Origin of the sequence: Pseudomonas sp. NPDC088444, assembly GCF_044900175.1 — a bacterium.
GTDB lineage: Bacteria > Pseudomonadota > Gammaproteobacteria > Pseudomonadales > Pseudomonadaceae > Aquipseudomonas.
Window position 1 is genome coordinate 384368 of sequence record NZ_JBJDNK010000005.1, and the last position, 18712, is coordinate 403079.

Genomic DNA, 18712 nt, shown 5'->3' on the forward strand with positions numbered 1-18712 from the left:
TGATAGATGGCCGCCTCCACAAGAAGGCGGCCTCTGGACATCAATCAGCCGTTGGAACAGCCGCTGCCAATGATCGTGTAATCAAGGGTATGAACGAGGCCTTTGGAGTCCTTGTACACCAGGTGCATCGGTACGAGGCCATAGGTACCGTCGTCGGTCGTCTGACTGATGACTTGGACGATGTCCAGTGATCGTGCCGAGGTCGGCGAAGCGTCTTGAGCAAAGGCATTCGCGGCGAAACAAGCAAAGACGAGTGAAAGTGCGAGTGTTTTCATTAGACGCTCTGAGCCTCGTAAGCCTGTGGAGCCGGTTTTTCCTGAAGCAATTGGCGAGCAGAATCCGCAATCATGACCACTGCTCCCGCCAGCATCAGCACATCCTTGAGCACAAGCCGTCCACCTCCCGACAAGTAAGGAAACCCGAAGTCTCCATCTCCAAGGTTCGATACCCAGGCTTCGGGGGTGGTGATCAGGAATGACAGCGTCACCAGGGGCGTCAGAAATGCGAGGACAGATCCGACCATGCCCATGCGTCTTGAGAAGGCGTACGAGAGCACCAGCAAGCCAATCAGAATTTCGACTGTGCCTAGACCGTCAGAGAATGCGTAAGTGTGGTTGTCGGTCTGCCATTGGCGCTGCACAGGGTCGAGCTGGCCTTCGTGAGTCAAGTGAGCCTTGTATTGCTCGGGGTGTTCGTAGAAGAACGACATGACAGGGCTGTTGGCCACGAACGGCGTAATGCTGTCGGCTTCGTACGGCACGAATTTCAGCGCGCCAATCCAGATGAAAATGATTGCAACGCCGATACGGATCAGATGCACGCCGAGTTTATCGAGCTGTGTTGCCTGGATTAGCAGCTTTTGAATCAGGGTATTTGGGGAGTTCATGATGATGAGCCCTTAAATTGGTGTGGGCTCAGAGTAAAGGGAGGGCCGAAGCCTGTTATTCGCGATGGGATCAATTCTTTGCGTGATCTGCTCAATCTCGGGGGTGGCGTTTTTCGAGCATTGCTGACAGCAGCTTCAACGAAAACGGCCGCTGCCAAATGGCAGCGGCCGTGCTGTAACACTCACAAGGGATAAGCGATCAGGCCAATGTCGAATAATCGGTGTACCCGTCCGCATAGCCCTGCGGGCTGCTGCCAAAATAGGTGCTGGGGTCGGCGACATTGAGCGGTGCATTGCTTTTCAACCGGCGAATCAAGTCGGGGTTGGCTAGCGTCATTTGCCCGTACGATTCAAGATCGGCCAGACCGCTGGCAATGTCTTTCCCGACGTCTTCACGCGGTCGCTCAGGTCGGTTCAGAATGAGCGCCTGGTGCCAGAGTTTGCGCAGATCGTGCAAAAGCGCGTCGTCGCCGTAATGAACAATATGCAGGTACGCGAGGCCGAGCTTATCGAGTTCGCCCACCAGATAGCGATACAGATCAGGGCCCTCATCACCATGGTTGAGTCCCATCCCGCCAAAGCCGGGCGACAGGCGAATACCCGTTCGATCCGCTCCAATCTCCTCCACGACAGCCTCTGCAACCTCAATGGCAAAACGTGCGCGGTTCTCCAGCGTACCGCCGTAGCGATCCGTACGCTGGTTGCTGCTGATCGCCAGGAACTGATGAATGAGGTAGGCGATACCATGAATCTCCACACCGTCACCTCCGGCGTCCACTGCGCGGCGCGCAGCGTATCGATACTCGTTGATCACCTGCGGGATTTCATCGAGGTCAAGGGCACGCGGCACTGGTATGTCCTTCATACCTGACAACGTAAAGATCTGCTGCCCAGGGGCGATCGCCGAGGGCGCCACACCTTGCCGATGATGGGGCGTGTTGAGCGGATGTGACATGCGCCCGGCATGCATCAGTTGAAAGAAGATGCGAGCGCCCTGAGCGTGTACTGCGGCTGTAATTTCACCCCAGCCCGCCACATGTGCATCCGTGTAGATGCCGGGCGTTGCGGGATATCCCTGGCCATCGTCGGAAGGCTGGGTGCCTTCGGTGATGATCAAACCCACGCTTGCGCGCTGTGCGTAGTATTCGGCAGCCAGCGGTCCTGGGGTTCCATCGCTGTCGGCACGGGCTCGGGTCATCGGCGCCATGACGATGCGATTTTGAAGTAATGCGCCGCCAAGCATCGTGGGTGCGAACAGCTGATTCATGCCTGCAACTCCATCTTCACGAGATTGGGACCTGCAAGCGGGCCTGTCGGTGGCTGGAACAAACGACTGCCTGTTTCGATATCTCCCATGTCCGCGCCGAAGAACCCCAGGCGCTCGATCAGAGATGCGATCTCAGCCTTGGCCGCCGCATCCTCGCCTGCGTAGAACAGAATCCGTTGACTGCCTTCTTTTGTGGGCTCGGCCGCCAGATTCCAATAAGCGTGATGATTGAACGCCTTGACTAAACGGGCACCTGGGACCATTTGCGCGACCAGCGCTGAGGAGGCTTGACCACCGATATCGATGGCCGCAAAGGGCTGTTTCTGCAATGGGTTGGTTGTGTCCACCACGATGCGTCCTTCAAAGTTTGGCAGGCCCGTGAGTGCCTCCTTCAACTTCTTCCAGGGAACCGCCACGAACACGATGTCCTTGGCAGCCGCGTCCTCACGTGTCCCGGCCTTGATCGAAGGACCCAGTTGCCTGACCTGCTCGTGCAGGGTTTCAGGTCCTCGGCTGTTCGCCAGCGTTGCTTCAATGTTCAAACGCGCGAGCTGCTGAGCAATTGCGCTGCCGATTTGTCCGGCGCCAATGATTCCGATGCTTTTCATATTTGCTCCTGTTTGTCCTTCACTCAAAGCGGCAGGCTTCCTCGAATGACAGCCGAGGGTCACGTGGGTAAAGGCGCGCGTCATCGCCATGGCCGATGGTGAAAATGAAGTTTGCCTTCCATGACGTGCCGCTGAAAAAAGCCTCATCGATGATCGCGTTGTGGAAACCGGACATGGGGCACACATCCAGCCCCAGGCCGCGCGCCGCGATCATCAGGTAGGCCCCTGTCAGCGAGCTGCTGCGGTAGGCAATCGACTCGGCAAAGGCCGCGTCGGCCTCAAACATCGGCTTGAAATTCATGCGGGGGAACAGGCGAGGTGCCTGGTCAAAGAACCTCGTGTCCTGAGCCACGATGGCGGTTACAGGCGCCATCCGCACTTGCTCGGGGTTGCTGCCCATGCCCTCAAGGGCGGGATAAAGCTTGCGTTTCCCTTCCTCGGAGCGGACAAAAACGATGCGGGCAGGCTGAAGGTTCCCGCTGGTCGGGCCCCATTTGGCCAGCTCGTAGAGTGCCTTGAGCGACTCGTCCGATACCGGCCTTTCTGTCCAGTGATGATGGGAGCGGGCGTCCGTGAACAGTTGAGCCAGCACATCATTGGTCATCGCAGAGCGAATAGACATGGTGTTCTCCTTCGAAGCTGTTATCGGATGTCCCGGCGGTCCAGGCGACCTTCTTCGACCAGGCGTTTGCCGATCGTTTGAATGTGAGCTTCTCCGATCTTCAACGCCTGCGGCGAGGTGTGAACCGAGTAATAGCCCAGAGCGAGGTCGTGCTTGTGAGGTACGGCAGACCCCAGGATGAACTGGGTGTCACTCAACGCCTCGAAGTGAACCGACTGACTGGAACGTTCGAACGCCACCAACTCTTCAGGGTGAAGTTTTTCACCGTTGGCCAGCAGCCCTCCTTCAACGGGCGATACCCAGAGCACCGTGTGTCCCTTTGGCGAGACATAGGTCCACCGCTCTCCGGCCTTGAGTTTCACGGCCAGGAAATTCATGGGCGACGGGGTTTCGATTACGCTGCTGACACTGCCGTAGCTGCCTAGCAGAACACGTGCCGGACCTGCGCTGACGATGTCTTCGGCCCTCTGAAAGGCAGAGCGTGTCGGCCCGAGTTCCGACTCGGGTGGCAGAGCAACCCAGAGCTGAAAGCCACGCACCCGACCATGATCCTCATCGCCGACGCTGCCGCCGTGCCACATGCCTTTACCTGCCTGCATCCACTCGACGCCGCCACTGGGCAGAACGACCGTGGTGCCATCCGGATCAATCAAGTCCATCCGCCCATCGATCAGATAGGACAATGTGGCAATCCCCGAATGTGGATGAAGGTCGCCCACGAAAGGCGGACCCTGCATGTCGAAGAAATCCAGAAACACGAACGGTTTGAGGATCTGGCCGAAATCTGACGGGCTCATCAGGCGCACGGCAGGGCCGTTGCGTCGCCCATGGGTGCGATGAGTGATCTGACGCAGTTGCACAGTGGTTTTTTCAGCAGCGCGGGACATGGTCATCTCCTCGATCAGGCGGTTGTGTTGCGGGCGGTTTTAAGGGCATCCGACCACCAGAGCAGGTCGTCGATCATGCGTCCCGCCTGATCGTTCTGCGCCTGCAACGCGGCCTCGATTTCATCTGTTTTGCCCTGGAAGTGGGCATAGATCGCGCCGACCGGGATATGCGCTGCTGTACGAATCGAAGCCATCTGAAGCTCGGTCGCGATTTCGCGCAGTTGCTGTACGGCGCGGGCGCCGCCAACGCTGCCCCAGCTCACGAAACCAATCGGCTTGCGATTCCACTCTGGGTAGACCCAGTCCAGCGCGTTCTTCAGAACAGCGGGCGGGCCAAAGTTGTACTCGGCGGTGGCTACGACGAACGCATCAGAGGTCGCAATCTGTTCAGTCCAGCGACGAACATTTTCGTTCTCATACGCCGGACGGCCAGGAAAGCCAGGAAGCATGGCGCTGTCGAAGAACGGCAGATCAAAATCGCGCAAGTCGAGCAAGCGCACGTTCAGCCCTTCACGCTGTTCCAGGTGGTGCTTGATCCAGTTGGCCGGGGCGCTGGAGAAGCGGCTGTCACGAGTGCTGCCGACGATGACGGAAACGGTGGTCATGGTGAGTCTCCTGAGAAAAAGTGAGGCGCCTGTGCGCCATGGAGCCCACTTTAGAAAGTCTCCGATCATTCAGAAAGATGGGTGGGTGAGATGCACTCGCTCATAAATGAGTGCAATTAGCAGGACTACTAGCCGGTTCAGGCTCGGTCTAGAATGGGCGGATCTCTCTCACTCATGCAGAAACGGCGGTAATCACGTGGACCTGAATGATGTCGCACTTTTTGTTCAAGTCGTTCGAGCGGGGAGTTTCGCCGAAGCAGGGCGGCGTCTCGGCATGCCACCCAGTACTGCCAGCAGGCGTGTGCAGCAATTGGAGGCCGCGTTAGGTACACGGCTGATGCAGCGCACCACGCGGCGTTTAGTGTTGACCGATGCAGGGACCAATTTTTACGCCGAATCTGCCGATCAGATCGATGCGTTGCTGCGGGTTGCCGGTCAAGTGACGAATGATTCTGCCGAGATTGCTGGTCGTGTTCGGGTGGCGGCTCCTGTGGATTTTTTCAACTGGTTTCCGGCACAGGCTGTGGCGCAATTCATCGCCGAGCATCCGCGAGTACGTCTTGAGTTTGAGCTGGATGACGCGCGCGTCGATCTGCTAGGCGAAGGAATAGACGTCGCCATGCGCGGCGGTGATCGCGATCCATCGCTGTTCGCACGCAAACTGGGCACGAGTTATCAAACGATGGTGGCGAGCCCAGGCTATCTGGCGGCACACGGCGTACCGGCACAGCCAGCGGATTTGAGCGCCCATAACTGCATCACCTCACCGTCTCACGGTGGCCCTCGCACCACCTGGCGGCTCGGCGGTGTCGACCATTCAGCGGCGACCATCGAAGTAGACGGACCATTTCAGGCCAATACGTCTTCTGCGCAGCTTGAAGCGGCGCTGGCCGGATTGGGTATTGCGCTGCTGCCCATAGCGCTCAGCGCTGCCCATATCGATGCAGGGCGCTTGAAGGAAGTGCTCCCTGATTACACCTCAGGCGCAATAGGCGTGCATCTTGTCTATCACAGCCGCCGTCAACTGCCTCGCGCGGTCTCTGCGTTCATCGAATTCGCAGCAACCACCATCAAGGAAATGGGGTTGATGGACAGCGGTAAGCGCAGTACGAGTTCTCCGCTTAAGTGATAGAGGGCTTTCCACATGCTGCTTGAGCGGCTGCTTTCAACCCAAAGCGGACTTAAAAGAGTCCGCCCCAATACGCCGCCACTCCACTCACGTCGCCAGCTCACTCTCCTTGATGTTCGCAATTGGTCCCAGAATCGACGCATCGAACCCTGACAGCGCACGGCCCTCAGCGAGGCGGTTCGGGTAGTCGGGATCACCCTCACTCGGTAGATGTCGGGCGGGTAATCCGCACTATACCCCAGAGCATAGCGATGGCTACGGCTATCCAACCTGCGATCATGCTGAAGATGGTCATTGCAAGGTTCATAAAAATCTCCTTGGCTTTAGCGTCTTCGAGGTCAACGTAATAGATGACCTGAAGCCAGCGTGAGCATTCAATCAGTCTTCGCTGACTTGTCGTACATGACAGGCTCGGCGTGCCCACAAGCGATGACGCCGGGCGTGAGGCTATGGACTCTAAAGGGTAGGGGATGCAGTGAGCTAGATTTGGCGTCCAATCTCTCATCCGACAACGCACCCCTCCTGATTTGTTCAGTGAGCTCTCAGTTGAGCTGCCTTCAGCGCGTTCAGCTCTGCAGTCAGGGCATCATTCATTGCAACCAGCGTACGGGTGTCGCCTTTGAGCTTTCTGATGTCTGCCCACGCTTCGTGGAGCTCATCCAGGAGCATTAGGCACTGGTGCTGATAGCTCTCCAGCTCAGTGGGCACGCCGAGATCGAAGGGGGATTCTTCGGGGATATGGGCTGTGTCAGTCATGGGAAAAATACCGTAGGAGTACAGATGTTCTCCTTCTAGGCTAATCTCAAATACTGTATGGATCAACAGCTATTCGATGATTGATCGTCATGGGCACCTCGTGAAGATACGACCGTGATTTTCCATGAGCACGAGATTGAGGACATAAGCCAAGGTGGTGTGCCTTTGGCAATGTATCGTCAGAGGCGCAGAGAGAGAGGGTCACCGGCGATTAAGGACATGAACCGTGGCGCTGATGCCAGAAGGGCGGGGATGCGGATTCATTTCCTGCCTGTCGCCTTGGGAGAAAGAACAGCAAAATAAGTGTCTGCATGGAGATGAAAAGAAGTATTGCAGCAAGCACCACAAAAAGCGCGGCCACTGTAAAAATTGAAAGAGGCGGGGGCCTGAGGGTGAGGTGTAACGAACGTCATTCGTGAGGAGTTACCTGTGGCCATTAGAAACTCTTGACCTTAACGCCCAGCCATTGAGCCGGGCCTCTCATTCTATGGAGCGATGATGGAACTGGTGTCAAACGAAGAACAAGTAGCAGAGAACCTTGCTGAGCTTGATCGTGCAGGTTCTTCTAGTGGCGATGGTCGACAGATCTATCTTGACCTCATCAAGCATGGGAAATGCTATCTGCCCTACCTGAATGAATCGGGTATAGCTTTTGCTCCGTCACGCTTTATTGGCTACGTAAACAATAAGATCCGAGCCCATGGTTCCAATCAGGACAAACACGGTAGCAAAACCAACGTTGCCCTTAACAGGATCTATGGTTCACACCCAGTCCATCATGGAGGTTTGCAGCTGGAATTCGAACGTTTCTGTATCTCAATTGGCGTCAAGCCAAGCCGCGATGGAAGCTTTGGGACTACTCGCAAATATTGGCTGACCGAGGATGTGGCCGAAGTCATCGCAAAGGGTCAGGAGCAACAGATTCTGGCTGACGCGGTGCTCACTGAAACAGAAAAAATGCAGCTAATACTCGCACGAGTCGGGCAGGGCGCTTTTCGCCAGAAGCTGGTGAAGCACTGGGGCAAATGCTCGGCCACGGACTGCTCGCAAATCGACATTCTCAGAGCCTCTCACATCAAACCTTGGCGAGAGTCGAGCAATGGAGAACGGCTCGACGTATACAACGGACTACTGCTAAATCCTAGCCTCGACGCCCTTTTCGACAAGGGCTATGTCTCGTTTGACGATAAGGGGCAAATCCTAATCTCCCCATACTTGTCTGAGAGTGACCGGAAAATCCTAAATTGCTCTTCAGATTTGAACGTCAAACTATCGCCTGAACACCTCAAATATCTCGCATGGCACCGGGAAAATCTGTTCTGGGCCGAGCTATAGGCATGAGCCTCATGACGGATTAGAGGGCGCGGGTGACCCAGAACGAAGTGAAAGTCACCCAATCCCTTGCGCCACTGGACACCCTGATTTCGACCTCAGGCTGAAGCATCCGCATCGGTTTCATCATGGCGTAGTCCCACTCACGTTTGTGTTTGGGCTTCTCTGTAGAGGCCTAATGAAAAGGGTGATTCGATCTAGGGTTATTCCGCCGGATCAGTCTGCAAAGCAAAACTCAGCCTGCTGGGCCGGCCTAACCGAATGCCTAGTCTTGGCCCGTGGAGCAACTCGATTCGAAGACCTCGCTTTGCCACTGGGTATTTGCAACTCTTTCAGAACGCCGGCCCGAGCAAGCTCACTCACCTCATCGTCGACGCAATCAATCAGGGATTTAATCGACTGGCCTGTTTCCGCCCCGATCGTTATGGCCACCAAAGTAAGAGGGCTTAGATTTAGAGGAGCGCTAAGGGCCGTCATCATCTCTAGCGTTGGGCTGCTTTGCCCACGTTCCAGCTTCGATACGTAGGTCCGGCTGCTAACCTCTGCTAGATTTTTTTGCGAAAGCCCGCGCGCGCCTCGAATCGCTTTGAGTACGGAGGCGAAGGCAGTTTTTAGCGACATAAATACCTTGGGTCTTCGGCATCAGTGCTTGCTCGCGAAGGGCAAGCGATCTAGAGCGATGAGGCTACCACACGCCTTCGGCTAAAGGCTTGATCTGAGAACGGCAATGAGCCGAATTAGACTCTTGGATTAACCGTTCCATCTGACGGCTACGCTGTACCCAGATCATCGCTCGCGATTTTTCTGTCCCCGGTACAGCTCAGGGGATGTCCTGGTCGTCTCCAAAATTTCACACTGCAGATGCGACAATTTTGGCGAACGTATCTACCCTCTGAAGTTTCAACTTCCCGCTAGGAAGGCGTCAGCTATCACCCAAGGAGGATACGGCGACCGTACCCTCATGACAGTGATCGTGTGATCTTGGACAGCGTACTCTTTACCAAGCATACCGCCTTCTAGACGGCGTGCATCTGCTGCGCGATGTCCACGTAAGCCCTTCCGCCTTCGATTATGGATACGCTCCTTCGGGCCAACCTCTCGGCGTATTTCGGAACATAAAGAACTATGATTGAGCGGCTTAGGAAATTGCTGACTGGATATGTGCCATGTTGCTCTCAAGGTTGCTTAGCTCATAGTCCTTCAGCTGAAGATTGAAATCCGAGGCTTTGCTCAGGTTCAGCCGCTCTGTTCGAATGACACTTGGGTTTCTGTCGATGTCGAACAGATTTGCCAACTGCTGTGCATCCACCGTCCCAGACGCCATGTTATAAAAATGCGAACGGATCTCGCTCAGTGGAACAGGATGGTCTGCTCGCTTGCTCATCCAGTCATTGAGGCTCAACGTGCGAGTGGCACCGTCCCCAAGGTCAGATTGGTACAGAAACGCATCGCGATTGGGTTTGTTGCTGGCGGGGAGGTCCACCACGTAGGCGTGCCCCATGACCCCATCGTTCACTCTCAAGATGAAATTTTTATCGGGAGGTAAGTTGTCCAGACGCTGATGCAGCTCGTCCATAGACAATGAACTGCTGCTTGCAAAGTCATAGCTGTGACTGTCGCTATCTAAAAACAGCTTCATGATGTTATTAGCACTGACGCCGCATACAGGCTCGTTAAACTTTTTACTGCTGCCCAACATCTGCTCAACCTCGTGCTTGGCCATACCCCAATCCGTCGCCGTGGCCTCGATGTTGTCGTCAATTGCTTTGAGAATCGCTCCAGGATTTTTCTTCTGAATCGGTGTCGCGGTGTCATCGCTGTTGAGCAACGCGTTCGCTTTCAAATTCGTCGCAGCTGCTGAGGCAAAGTTTTTCAGGTGTTTCGTGGAAGGGTTTTGCGCGGCACTGGACGCATTCAACGCTCTGGATTGAATCGCTCCTGTGTGGCGGCTTGCAGCTGTATGCAGGCGAATGTCAGGGAGCGCTGGACTTGTCGGATTAAACGAGCTTCTCATGCATGTCACCTAATGGTTAGGACTCAATGCCATGAGTGGCCAGAAGAAGCGCTAGGTTCCAAATCTAAATCCGGCAACAATCCCCCGCCAATTGCCAGCCCCATAGACAGCGCAGGTTGGAGCAGGCAAAAACGGCCAGGAAACGCTGGGGGACAAGTGCTCTAAGTGGGCGCATATGATTTGGCGGAGGAGCAGTCTCGCACTTGGCAGAGATACAAAGCCATTGTCATTGCACGCGACCGCTCCTCGAGCAACCCACCTGTATATGCAGCCCCCCGAAAAATGGTGGCCCTTGGGAGGTCGACGAGCCATTGGTGAGCCAGCTTAATTCGTTCCTAGCTGCGACTTAGGTTGCGCTCGCCCCAATGATAAGGTTTATAAATTAATCAATAACCATGAACCCTGGAAAATCCAATCCAAGCCTATCCTTGGGGCCTTCATGAAGCATATTGCGATAAAGCTCGCGACATAGGGCTGCTATGCCATACCCCCGAAGGAAAGCATTGAAAAAACACCATTCTCGATCAAATTGCCATCATTCGGCCATGGAAGGGGCGCAGGTCAGGTCTGACGAGGGAAGGAAAGCTTCCTCCTAATGCGGAAACAAGGAGGCCAGCCAAAAGGGCAGACCACCAGAGTAGCATCACCGCCGCCCCGAAAAACATCTTCAAGATGGCGGTGAAGCTATACGCCTGAGATAACGCCTCAACCAGCAGGAGGTAGGTCACAGGTACCGCGCAACCAAACAGCAATATCGCACTAGCAATAGAAAGTAGCTCCCCAGCAGCCATTTTCTGATCCTGATTTATCTTCTCTCCTGCTGGCTTCGTGCTCAGCGGGCAATCTGTAGCACCTGGATTGCTGTCAATGCCATCTGGAGGGCGGCGTAAGCAAGGGAGATCGTCATGAGCAACAGCACGCTCTGGCCTATTTCGGAGTCCTTCAATTCGATACGGTCAAGGAAGCCGGGGTGGCTGTGGAAGGTAATCGTATGCCCCAGTGCGGCAAAGTCCTGCTCTGGTAAGTCGAACAACGCTTGAAAAGGTTCGGGGAAAGGCCTGTTATCGGAAGGTCATCTGCATCTGCTGTTGCTTGCCAACCAATCGAAACGCAACGGTGGCTAATTGTACTATCCGCTCCTTGCTCAGGCACCTCGCGGCCGCCATTCTGGGGTAGGCATCGCCGCTGACGACCGACTGCTATCGGCCAATAACTGCCCCCCTACACGGTGGTGCTACCCTTTCGCTGGACTTGAATCGACGCGTGGGGAGCGAAAATGTTGAAGGATGCGTACCGTTACAAGGTGTGGGCCGATGAGCGCACCTTGGCCGCCTTGGCAAACTTTGAACGAAAGAACCAGACCTCGCCAGCGTTTGCATTCATGCGCCAACAGCTTAACCATATGGTCATCGTCGAGGAGCTGTTCAAAGCCCGCCTGCTGGGCGAGCTAGCGCCGCATCCCGCAACCAATACCGAGCTCGTTCCTGATCTGTACGTTCTCACGCAGCGCCTGACTGCAAGCAACGCGTGGGTCACCGATTACCTTGCGCGCCTTGCCCCGACGGAGCTTTGCAGCGCTGTAAGCTTTGTATTTACGGACGGGCAGCATGGGACGATGACGCGCCAGGAAATCCTCTTCCATCTGATCAACCATGGCACCTATCACCGGGGCGCGATCGGCCATGCCCTGGATCTTGGCGGGGGAAAACGTCCGGCTGATACCTATAGCGTGTTCATTCACGGTGCCGAGCCGCAGCGTCGCCAGCGGGCGCGTGGGTAGACGCGCCATCGAGTATCTGAAGGTTTTATGCGCATTTGCTGATGAGCGCTTCAAACCTGCATATCGGGCCTGACATGAAATGTGCCGTACCAGACTGCATCTGCGCAACGCCAGCTGGGAAATTGCACCTGACTTGACCAAGCGTTTGCATCCCACTTGACCACCCATTTGCATCGGGTGTGACCAGCGCACGGGTACGTCTTGATCGGCAGGAATCGACCCAAAGCTGTCTTTCGCGAAAGACAGCAATCGGTCAAAAGCAGTCAGCGGCGGGTGGTAGTTTTCCCCCCAAAGGCGGCTCTAGACATAGAATAAATCTGTCAGCGGCTCACCAATTGCGTTCCATTGAAAGCAAATAAGAATAAGGACTATCTATTATCGTACGCCGTCTCTGATTTGCTAATAAGACCGCTGATGCTGTCAGTGAGATTCCCACTCCAGCAACCAAAGCGATAGAGGTTGGAATACCTGCAAGGATTGCTGTCGAGGTTGGGGCAGCTGAGAAGAATGAGACCTTTAATAACCCGCTAAGGCCTGCATCCCAACGCTGAGCCCGCAGGGACTCTCGGAGACTATGCATCGCTGGCAATACGTTGGCCTGATACTGGTCTGATACGGCTTGTCGCAGCGCCTCGATAGGTACCTCTTTAGGCAAGTCCGCGGTAAGACGTGAGATTTCTCGCCGAAATACAGCCAGCTCTTCCGCGTGGTATTTTTTGAACTTGAGAATTTCACCCACCGACAGATGCTCAGGCAAAGAAATTCCTTGCACCATAAGATCAATGAGCAAACTAGGGGCAACATCTGTTGGCAACGAGCGCCTCGATCCAAACGCGTCGAACTGGCGGCCAACGCGTCGATCGCCAGTAGTGCCAAGCGGCTTTCCCTTGCGCACAGCGATTGCCAATTGGTCTGCTGCAGACGACTCGGTCACCAAGCCTAGGCCTAGTCGCTCAGCCAATTGAGAGGCGAGGAGCGTCATGTAGAAATTTGCGAAACCAGGTGCGACGTGAAGCCAACCGTCATCATTAAGCCCACGCTCAAGTTCTGAGCGGATCATGTATGGCAGCTTTTCCGGATGAATATGAGCAAGCTCGCGCAGCTCGTAGGACATCTTCTCGGGATGAATTCTACGAGTCGGGTGTTTGTCTGTATCAAACATTACACCGGCCGAGGCTGGGGCCGTAAGAAAATCGAGAACCTTTTCAGTGAGCTCCTCAACTTCCTCCATATCCGATGAAACACGAACTGGATTGAGTACGCCTTCATCACAAAGGGCACGAGCAAAATCATTCGAGTAAGGTTCACGATGGGAGACGGGGACTATTGTTCGGACGGAGTCCCAGAACAACACCGCACTTCGTAGCCAACGCTCATTTTTTATGTCGATGTATGGGTAGTAAAGCGCTGTTGAAAAGGCTGTGGGCATCAGAGTTCCTCCATGATAATTTTTGATTGACTAGCCGCCGTGCAGCTACATCAGTGTGGCATGGAACTCCCTTCGGCGTGTCCATGGCCGGTTTCTGCCGGTGTTGACCGACCGCTTCGGGTCGGTAGCAGTCAGTCGGGGCTGACCGTTATCGACCGGTTGAATCCACAACCCTTAGCGGACACCCGGGCACTCAAATGATAAATTGATGCCGCCGCCATCGAAACGGCCCCAATTTATCAACGACTCGAAGAGAAAAATTGACCGTACTGATTCGTGATTTCCACCCGAACGACACCGAGCAGTTCCTGGCCGTAGCCCGCGACCTGCAAAACTTTGAACTCGCGCTATACGACCGGATGATGGCGGTGGACGCCATCGGCGAGTGGTACATCGACACCTTGTTGAAGCAATGCACCGAAGAGGACGGCTCAATCCTCGTGGCGGTACTGGAGAGCCGAGTCATTGGTTTTGCCACCATCTTCACGAACGTGCAACAGCAAGGGGAAATTGACGAAATTCCCTTCACCTACGGTTTCATCAGCCACATTTCGGTGGCTTCCACCGCGCGGGGAACGGGTACCGGCAAATTGCTGATGGCTGAATGCGAAAGACGTGCGCGTGAGGCCGGGTGCCGATGGCTACGAATCCCGGCGTTGGCGAAGAACGCACAAGCACGGGGTATCTACGAGCACCTGGGCTTCTCCGAACACCTGGTTACGCTCGAAAAGACCTTGGTCTGATCACGCCCAGCATCTAATCAAACACCAGAAAGCCCCGCGCGGGGCTTTCGTCATTTTGGGTAGAACGATGTCTGTTTCTGGCCGAGAGCGGTCTTTGCAGGCAAAATTGGGGGCGAAGATCGTCAGGTCTGGTGCCACCGTTTCCACCGCAGTTCAGAGCGCCATGCCGTTCAGAACCGGCTTGAAAATCGCTGATGCCGCTGACGTGAGCGAAAGTGATCAATGAATATTTGATTCTGCCGCTCAACGGTGAATTCGCTTGTGATTGTCCCTCACCTAGGCTTTAGATAATTCCATGGAACGACACCGAACATTGGTCTTGGAAATAGAAAAATTCGAGAGCTGGGAACAGCCTTGGAGTTTTTATGAGGTCTTGTCAGCATCCCCCTCTCTGGATGCCGATGCGCGTGAGATGTTGTACACCATATGGATTGCAGCAATCCAGAACCCAAGCTGGCGGATGAGCAACGATCTTGAAGCTAGTTGCTTACTGGCAGACGCTCGCCTTAAGTCAGATTTCCCATGGCTTTCCGAACAGGCGCGGCGGCAACTCGTGAACGCCGTCTCTTATCAATGGCGTTAGCGCTTAACTTGGCAATTTTGTTGACCGAACGGGCAGATCGTAGGCGGCGTTCAGTGGCGATTCTCAACCTTTAGCTGGCTTCGTAAAAGGCTGCTTTCAACCCGAAGCGGTCAGTCGATATCCCGCAGCGACGAGCAAGAGGTTATTGTTATCTCTAATAGGAGCACCACTGCTAGGGAGTTAAGCTTTGTGTCCATTGATACGCGCGCACTCATAATCCGAACATCACGCCTTTCGATCCGGCCTTTCTGTGAAACGGACGCTGTCGAGTCCTACGATAGCCTCACGACCTTGTTAACACGGAACATGTCCTGGGAGCCCCCAGCGTCCCGCGAGGAGTACGCGCAATTGTGGGCACAGTGGCTACCGGCTATAGCCGATGGCAGCGATATTGTTTTCGCGATTCGACAGCTGGACGATGCAAGCTTTTTAGGGTTGGTCGGACTGCACAATGTTAATGATCGAACGCCGGAGTTGGGGATATGGATAAGGGAGGACAAACATCGGCGAGGCTTTGGTAAGGAAGCTGTTGGCGGACTGGTGCAATGGGCCTCTGAACACGTGGCCCCATCCGGTTTCATCTATCCCGTTGCGAGGGAAAATGAGCCCAGTCGGTTGATCGCCGAGGCCTTTGGCGGGATCGCAACAGGGACCGATTCAGACATTCCTGAGCTGTGCGAACTACGTCGCATGATAGTCATCAATCTGAGTAAAGCCGCAGCGTGGTAAAGAGTGCCTCTTTGGGAAGTGTCGGCGTTGAGACGCACGGCTTTAAGATGCACTGCGGCGTGAGCCAGCGCGGTGCTTACCGGTCTGCGGCCGACCTGCTGCCCCCCGTGACCCAGTCTTCATAACGATGTCGCATCACATTCTGTGGGGCCTCTTGGGGCGAAAGCTTATGGCTGGGCTCGCGGCCAAGGGCGGGCATGATCGCCTTCTGGTGAAAATTGATCTTTCGCATCAAACGCTTCCGCAGCAGTGCTTGAACTTTTTCCCGCTTGTCCCACAAGGGCAGATTTCATTTCTGCCAACCTTTTTCTTCTTCGCGATAGGTCGATGACCACCAGTTACCCTTGCGTTTCCAGCCTCAAGCTCGTTCGCCCGTCGAGTCGCAGCATCTCCCACAAGCATTGTGACACCAGCCACCATCATGCCAGAGGTGTTGACCACATCTTTGGAATATCCATTTAAAAAAGTTTTAAGTACCTCATGGCCGATTTGGCGAATCGCAGCTCTTTCTGCACCATCAATCGGCTGCCCTTGGCTTTCGCCGCTGGCCATAAAAAGTGCTCCAAGTGAATTTTTTCGAGAGAGGTCTGCGTATACCCCGTTAAGCTCGGGGTCTACGTGTGCGCCACCGTCTTTGTCGGCCATGCTAAGTACAAGATCCTTTCGGCTTAGCGGCCTTTTACTGGAGTCAACAAATACTGTGGCGCTCCACCATTTGTCAAAATCTACGAGCTTAGGAAGTTTTCCCGCGAAGGAGTCGAGAATAGGTCTGTAGGTTGCCTCTGTGCCATTGCTTATATGAGCCAGTATTAGTCCGCTATAAGTCAATACGTTATCTGGATTGAACGATTCGGCAGTGTCCCAAAAAAGTGTCGACTTTCTGTCTAGTTGGCTTAAAAGTGATTTGGATCTTTTGGTATCGTGCGCCAAAATTCTTATCGCAAGTGCAATGCGTTTCGCTTCACTAATCTTTCCGTTATCAAAAGCTTCGGCTGAAGACTGGATGAAGTCCAATTGTTCGTTGAGGTGCTCTAATAGCTCTGCGTGGGATTGCGTATGTGACTCACTCATTTTTTTGAATGCTCGAATTTAATTAGAGAATGACAACAGTACTTGGCTTGAGTTTTTCGGGTGTCAGATTATCACCAATTGCGAATGGTGGGTTGATTTGCTGGTAAGATGAGGTGAACAAAGCGGGGGAGGTGGGCAACAATTTGGCCCTCGCGACCAACGTGAGAACGGAATACGGCTTCGCCATGCCACCTTGGTAGTTCGGCTACCCCACCGTAGGCACCGTGAAAACTGTTTTTCATTTCTGAACGTTACGAAAATCAGTTGGATTGGCCACCTCTGGCTGATAGCGGCTGCCCTCAGCCATGGCCACGATCATTTGTCGGACTTTGCTAAACAGCTCGTATGCCATACCCTGCATGCATGCTCAATAAACGGCTAATGGAATGGCACTTCAACTTCGACAAGCACGTATCACCGATCTTCCGGCTGCCGATCGAGGCGAGCTACATCCCCTGCTGGGAGCCCAAGCATGAGTGCGCTTGGCGCAACCAACTGGAACGACACCTGACGCGGTGGGTAGAGAATTTTGACCGTCTGACAGTTGCGGTCATGGGCGATCCATTCGCGGGTTACTCACTCTGGGTGCCTGAGCACTCTCACGCGGAGCTTTGCACCGTTCATGTCGGGCCTGAGTATCAACGTTCCGGCGTCTGAATGGCCCTCCTGGAAGCTTATGCGACGGACGCGGTACGGCATGGATTCCTGCAGCTGCGGCTGAGTGTGCGAGCGGATAATCCCGAGAAGCGAATGTATGAGAAAGCGGGATTCTTATGTACCGGCCTCGGTGCGCATGATTACCTGACGTACGCGCGCCTCGCATGAGAGGGATTTGTTGTTTGTCCGCTTTTGGCCGATTGCGGACTGTTGAGAAGCTCACCAGGGTGTACCGAAGGAAGCTTCATCTCATCCGCAGTCAATTGATCAAGCTAATCGAGCCGACCCCGATAGCTGTCAACAACATCACGACGACGGTGCCTACCGTCCATTTCAGCGATATTCGTTGGTTGTCGCCGTAATCGATGTCCAGCAGGCCGCACAGCAGGTAGGTCGATGCGACCAGTGGGCTGAGCAGGTGGACCGGCTGGCCAATCAATGAGGCGATGGCCATTTCATGGGGACCAATGCCGTAGTGCGCAGCGGTTTCTGCCAGTATCGGCAGTACCCCAAAGTAGAAGGCATCGTTGGTTAGTACGTACGTAAAAGGCATGCTTAGCAAGGCGGTGATCACGGACATGTAATGACCGGCCTGTTGAGGAAGGAGTGTAATCAGGTTGTCTGAAATGGCCTTGATCATGCCAGTACCGCCCATGATTCCCACGAATGTGCCAGCTGCAAAGATGAGCAACGTGACTGCCAGCACGTTGTCGGCATGACGACCAATGACTTCCTTTTGCTGTTTCAGGGTTGGGAAGTTCACCAGGCAGGCCAGCCCGAACGCCATCATAAACAGGATTGGCAGTGGCATTAGGCTGACCATCATGCAACTGATCAGTGCCACAGTCAGGATTACGTTGAACAGGAAGCGCGGATCGCTCAGGCGTATATGGGCATAGCCTTTTAGGACGTCGTCCTCGCTGACGCTGACAATGCCCACGCGACGATATTCCATGCGCCCCAGCCACCAGGCGGCAAAAATGACCCATGCGCCTCCCGCGATCATAATCGGGACCATCTCGATGAATAGCTCGGTGATATCGACGTGCATCGCGCTGGCCGCTCTTGAGAATGGACCGGCCCACGGCAGGATGTTCATCACCCCGATTGCCATCAGCAACACTGTGGCCATTACTTGCAGGCGCAGTCCTGTCAAGCGGTACAGGGGCAGAAACGCTGCGGTGGCGATGATGTAGGTAGTAGCTCCATCCCCATCCAAGCCCACACATAAACCGAGCACTGCTGTGCCCACGACGATTTTGCGTGGGTCGCCTTTTACCAATCGCAGGAGCACCTTGATCAGTGGGTTGAACAGTCCTGCGTCCGTCATCATGCAGAAGTAAAGAATGGCGAACGTCAGCATGATGCCTGTCGGAGCAAGCATTTTTACGCCGTCATACATCATGCTGCCGAGTTGTGGCGCGAAACCGGCCAGGCTACCGAACACAATGGGTACGAGCAGCAAGGCCACCAAGGGCGAAAGGCGCTTGCTCATGATGAGGTACATGAAGCTGGCGATCATGGCGTAGCTGAGAAAGATCAGCATGGATATCCCTTTTGTTGGTTTTGTCGGGAAGCGGACGATGACGCCGCTTTTTTTCAGGGCGAACGAAT

At 54.7% G+C, this 18712-nt stretch carries 20 protein-coding genes; 5 read left to right on the forward strand and 15 right to left on the reverse strand.

What is annotated here, in order from left to right:
• Window positions 1-44: 44 nt before the first annotated feature.
• The 7 genes from ACI2KB_RS12800 to ACI2KB_RS12830 all read right to left on the reverse strand — a co-directional run bounded on the left by ACI2KB_RS12800 (window position 45) and on the right by ACI2KB_RS12830 (window position 4875).
• Complete coding sequence (locus ACI2KB_RS12800; RefSeq protein ID WP_404634973.1) at window positions 45-275, reverse strand: DUF2790 domain-containing protein; 231 nt, start codon at window positions 273-275, stop codon at window positions 45-47.
• The gene (gene rclC / locus ACI2KB_RS12805; protein ID WP_404634974.1) at window positions 275-886 is read right to left on the reverse strand and encodes a reactive chlorine resistance membrane protein RclC; all 612 of its coding nucleotides are present in this window, start codon (window positions 884-886) and stop codon (window positions 275-277) included. The genes ACI2KB_RS12800 and rclC overlap by 1 nt, the downstream gene beginning before the upstream one ends.
• Before the next feature lie 199 nt (window positions 887-1085).
• A complete protein-coding gene (locus tag ACI2KB_RS12810; protein ID WP_404634976.1) occupies window positions 1086-2153 on the reverse strand; it encodes an alkene reductase in 1068 nt (355 codons plus the stop codon).
• Entirely contained in the window at window positions 2150-2761 is a 612-nt protein-coding gene (locus tag ACI2KB_RS12815) for an NADPH-dependent F420 reductase (RefSeq protein ID WP_404634978.1), read from the reverse strand. The genes ACI2KB_RS12810 and ACI2KB_RS12815 overlap by 4 nt, the downstream gene beginning before the upstream one ends.
• 19 nt (window positions 2762-2780) lie before the next feature.
• On the reverse strand, window positions 2781-3383 hold the full coding sequence (locus tag ACI2KB_RS12820; RefSeq protein WP_404634980.1) for a malonic semialdehyde reductase: 603 nt from the start codon (window positions 3381-3383) through the stop codon (window positions 2781-2783).
• 20 nt (window positions 3384-3403) lie between these two features.
• Window positions 3404-4270: a pirin family protein gene (locus ACI2KB_RS12825; RefSeq protein WP_404634982.1), complete on the reverse strand. Its 867-nt coding sequence runs from the start codon at window positions 4268-4270 to the stop codon at window positions 3404-3406.
• A 14-nt stretch (window positions 4271-4284) separates the two neighbouring features.
• Window positions 4285-4875 carry an NADPH-dependent FMN reductase gene (locus ACI2KB_RS12830; protein WP_404634984.1) on the reverse strand — a complete coding sequence of 197 codons (591 nt, stop codon included), beginning with the start codon at window positions 4873-4875 and terminating at the stop codon, window positions 4285-4287.
• Window positions 4876-5071: 196 nt separating this feature from the next.
• On the opposite strand from ACI2KB_RS12830, the gene ACI2KB_RS12835 reads away from it, so the two are divergent.
• A complete protein-coding gene (locus tag ACI2KB_RS12835) occupies window positions 5072-6004 on the forward strand; it encodes a LysR family transcriptional regulator (protein ID WP_404634986.1) in 933 nt (310 codons plus the stop codon).
• 531 nt (window positions 6005-6535) lie between these two features.
• On the opposite strand, the gene ACI2KB_RS12840 is transcribed toward ACI2KB_RS12835, so the two are convergent.
• A complete protein-coding gene (locus ACI2KB_RS12840) occupies window positions 6536-6760 on the reverse strand; it encodes a hypothetical protein (protein WP_404634988.1) in 225 nt (74 codons plus the stop codon).
• Between the two features lie 498 nt (window positions 6761-7258).
• Between ACI2KB_RS12840 and ACI2KB_RS12845 the strand changes: the two genes are divergently transcribed.
• Window positions 7259-8095 carry an HNH endonuclease gene (locus tag ACI2KB_RS12845; protein WP_404634990.1) on the forward strand — a complete coding sequence of 279 codons (837 nt, stop codon included), beginning with the start codon at window positions 7259-7261 and terminating at the stop codon, window positions 8093-8095.
• Window positions 8096-8308: 213 nt separating this feature from the next.
• On the opposite strand, the gene ACI2KB_RS12850 is transcribed toward ACI2KB_RS12845, so the two are convergent.
• From ACI2KB_RS12850 to ACI2KB_RS12865, 4 genes are all read right to left on the reverse strand, one after another.
• On the reverse strand, window positions 8309-8713 hold the full coding sequence (locus ACI2KB_RS12850) for a helix-turn-helix domain-containing protein (protein ID WP_404634992.1): 405 nt from the start codon (window positions 8711-8713) through the stop codon (window positions 8309-8311).
• 517 nt (window positions 8714-9230) lie between these two features.
• On the reverse strand, window positions 9231-10106 hold the full coding sequence (locus ACI2KB_RS12855) for a cycle-inhibiting factor (RefSeq protein WP_404634994.1): 876 nt from the start codon (window positions 10104-10106) through the stop codon (window positions 9231-9233).
• Window positions 10107-10630: 524 nt separating this feature from the next.
• Entirely contained in the window at window positions 10631-10897 is a 267-nt protein-coding gene (locus ACI2KB_RS12860; RefSeq protein ID WP_404634996.1) for a hypothetical protein, read from the reverse strand.
• A 41-nt stretch (window positions 10898-10938) separates the two neighbouring features.
• Window positions 10939-11139: a hypothetical protein gene (locus tag ACI2KB_RS12865; protein ID WP_404634998.1), complete on the reverse strand. Its 201-nt coding sequence runs from the start codon at window positions 11137-11139 to the stop codon at window positions 10939-10941.
• A gap of 243 nt (window positions 11140-11382) precedes the next feature.
• On the opposite strand from ACI2KB_RS12865, the gene ACI2KB_RS12870 reads away from it, so the two are divergent.
• Complete coding sequence (locus ACI2KB_RS12870; RefSeq protein ID WP_404635000.1) at window positions 11383-11886, forward strand: DinB family protein; 504 nt, start codon at window positions 11383-11385, stop codon at window positions 11884-11886.
• A gap of 328 nt (window positions 11887-12214) precedes the next feature.
• Here the strand turns inward: ACI2KB_RS12870 and ACI2KB_RS12875 are convergent, their stop codons facing one another.
• Complete coding sequence (locus ACI2KB_RS12875) at window positions 12215-13315, reverse strand: hypothetical protein (RefSeq protein WP_404635002.1); 1101 nt, start codon at window positions 13313-13315, stop codon at window positions 12215-12217.
• Between the two features lie 260 nt (window positions 13316-13575).
• Between ACI2KB_RS12875 and ACI2KB_RS12880 the strand changes: the two genes are divergently transcribed.
• Complete coding sequence (locus ACI2KB_RS12880) at window positions 13576-14058, forward strand: GNAT family N-acetyltransferase (RefSeq protein ID WP_404635004.1); 483 nt, start codon at window positions 13576-13578, stop codon at window positions 14056-14058.
• A gap of 772 nt (window positions 14059-14830) precedes the next feature.
• Window positions 14831-15370 (forward strand): GNAT family N-acetyltransferase, encoded by a 540-nt coding sequence (locus tag ACI2KB_RS12885; RefSeq protein ID WP_404635006.1) that lies wholly within the window; start codon window positions 14831-14833, stop codon window positions 15368-15370.
• A 231-nt stretch (window positions 15371-15601) separates the two neighbouring features.
• Here the strand turns inward: ACI2KB_RS12885 and ACI2KB_RS12890 are convergent, their stop codons facing one another.
• Both ACI2KB_RS12890 and ACI2KB_RS12895 read right to left on the reverse strand, forming a co-directional pair.
• Entirely contained in the window at window positions 15602-16441 is an 840-nt protein-coding gene (locus ACI2KB_RS12890; protein WP_404635008.1) for an SEC-C metal-binding domain-containing protein, read from the reverse strand.
• Between the two features lie 916 nt (window positions 16442-17357).
• Window positions 17358-18644 (reverse strand): CitMHS family transporter, encoded by a 1287-nt coding sequence (locus ACI2KB_RS12895; RefSeq protein WP_404635010.1) that lies wholly within the window; start codon window positions 18642-18644, stop codon window positions 17358-17360.
• Window positions 18645-18712 lie beyond the last annotated feature (68 nt).

Excerpts from the sequence above, each read along its gene's own strand:
- ACI2KB_RS12800 (WP_404634973.1), bottom strand. The coding sequence starts at position 275 with ATGAAAACACTCGCACTTTCACTCGTCTTTGCTTGTTTCGCCGCGAAT.
- rclC (WP_404634974.1), bottom strand. The coding sequence starts at position 886 with ATGAACTCCCCAAATACCCTGATTCAAAAGCTGCTAATCCAGGCAACA.
- ACI2KB_RS12810 (WP_404634976.1), bottom strand. The coding sequence starts at position 2,153 with ATGAATCAGCTGTTCGCACCCACGATGCTTGGCGGCGCATTACTTCAA.
- ACI2KB_RS12815 (WP_404634978.1), bottom strand. The coding sequence starts at position 2,761 with ATGAAAAGCATCGGAATCATTGGCGCCGGACAAATCGGCAGCGCAATT.
- ACI2KB_RS12820 (WP_404634980.1), bottom strand. The coding sequence starts at position 3,383 with ATGTCTATTCGCTCTGCGATGACCAATGATGTGCTGGCTCAACTGTTC.
- ACI2KB_RS12825 (WP_404634982.1), bottom strand. The coding sequence starts at position 4,270 with ATGTCCCGCGCTGCTGAAAAAACCACTGTGCAACTGCGTCAGATCACT.
- ACI2KB_RS12830 (WP_404634984.1), bottom strand. The coding sequence starts at position 4,875 with ATGACCACCGTTTCCGTCATCGTCGGCAGCACTCGTGACAGCCGCTTC.
- ACI2KB_RS12840 (WP_404634988.1), bottom strand. The coding sequence starts at position 6,760 with ATGACTGACACAGCCCATATCCCCGAAGAATCCCCCTTCGATCTCGGC.
- ACI2KB_RS12845 (WP_404634990.1), top strand. The coding sequence starts at position 7,259 with ATGGAACTGGTGTCAAACGAAGAACAAGTAGCAGAGAACCTTGCTGAG.
- ACI2KB_RS12850 (WP_404634992.1), bottom strand. The coding sequence starts at position 8,713 with ATGTCGCTAAAAACTGCCTTCGCCTCCGTACTCAAAGCGATTCGAGGC.
- ACI2KB_RS12855 (WP_404634994.1), bottom strand. The coding sequence starts at position 10,106 with ATGAGAAGCTCGTTTAATCCGACAAGTCCAGCGCTCCCTGACATTCGC.
- ACI2KB_RS12860 (WP_404634996.1), bottom strand. The coding sequence starts at position 10,897 with ATGGCTGCTGGGGAGCTACTTTCTATTGCTAGTGCGATATTGCTGTTT.
- ACI2KB_RS12870 (WP_404635000.1), top strand. The coding sequence starts at position 11,383 with ATGTTGAAGGATGCGTACCGTTACAAGGTGTGGGCCGATGAGCGCACC.
- ACI2KB_RS12875 (WP_404635002.1), bottom strand. The coding sequence starts at position 13,315 with ATGCCCACAGCCTTTTCAACAGCGCTTTACTACCCATACATCGACATA.
- ACI2KB_RS12890 (WP_404635008.1), bottom strand. The coding sequence starts at position 16,441 with ATGAGTGAGTCACATACGCAATCCCACGCAGAGCTATTAGAGCACCTC.
- ACI2KB_RS12895 (WP_404635010.1), bottom strand. The coding sequence starts at position 18,644 with ATGCTGATCTTTCTCAGCTACGCCATGATCGCCAGCTTCATGTACCTC.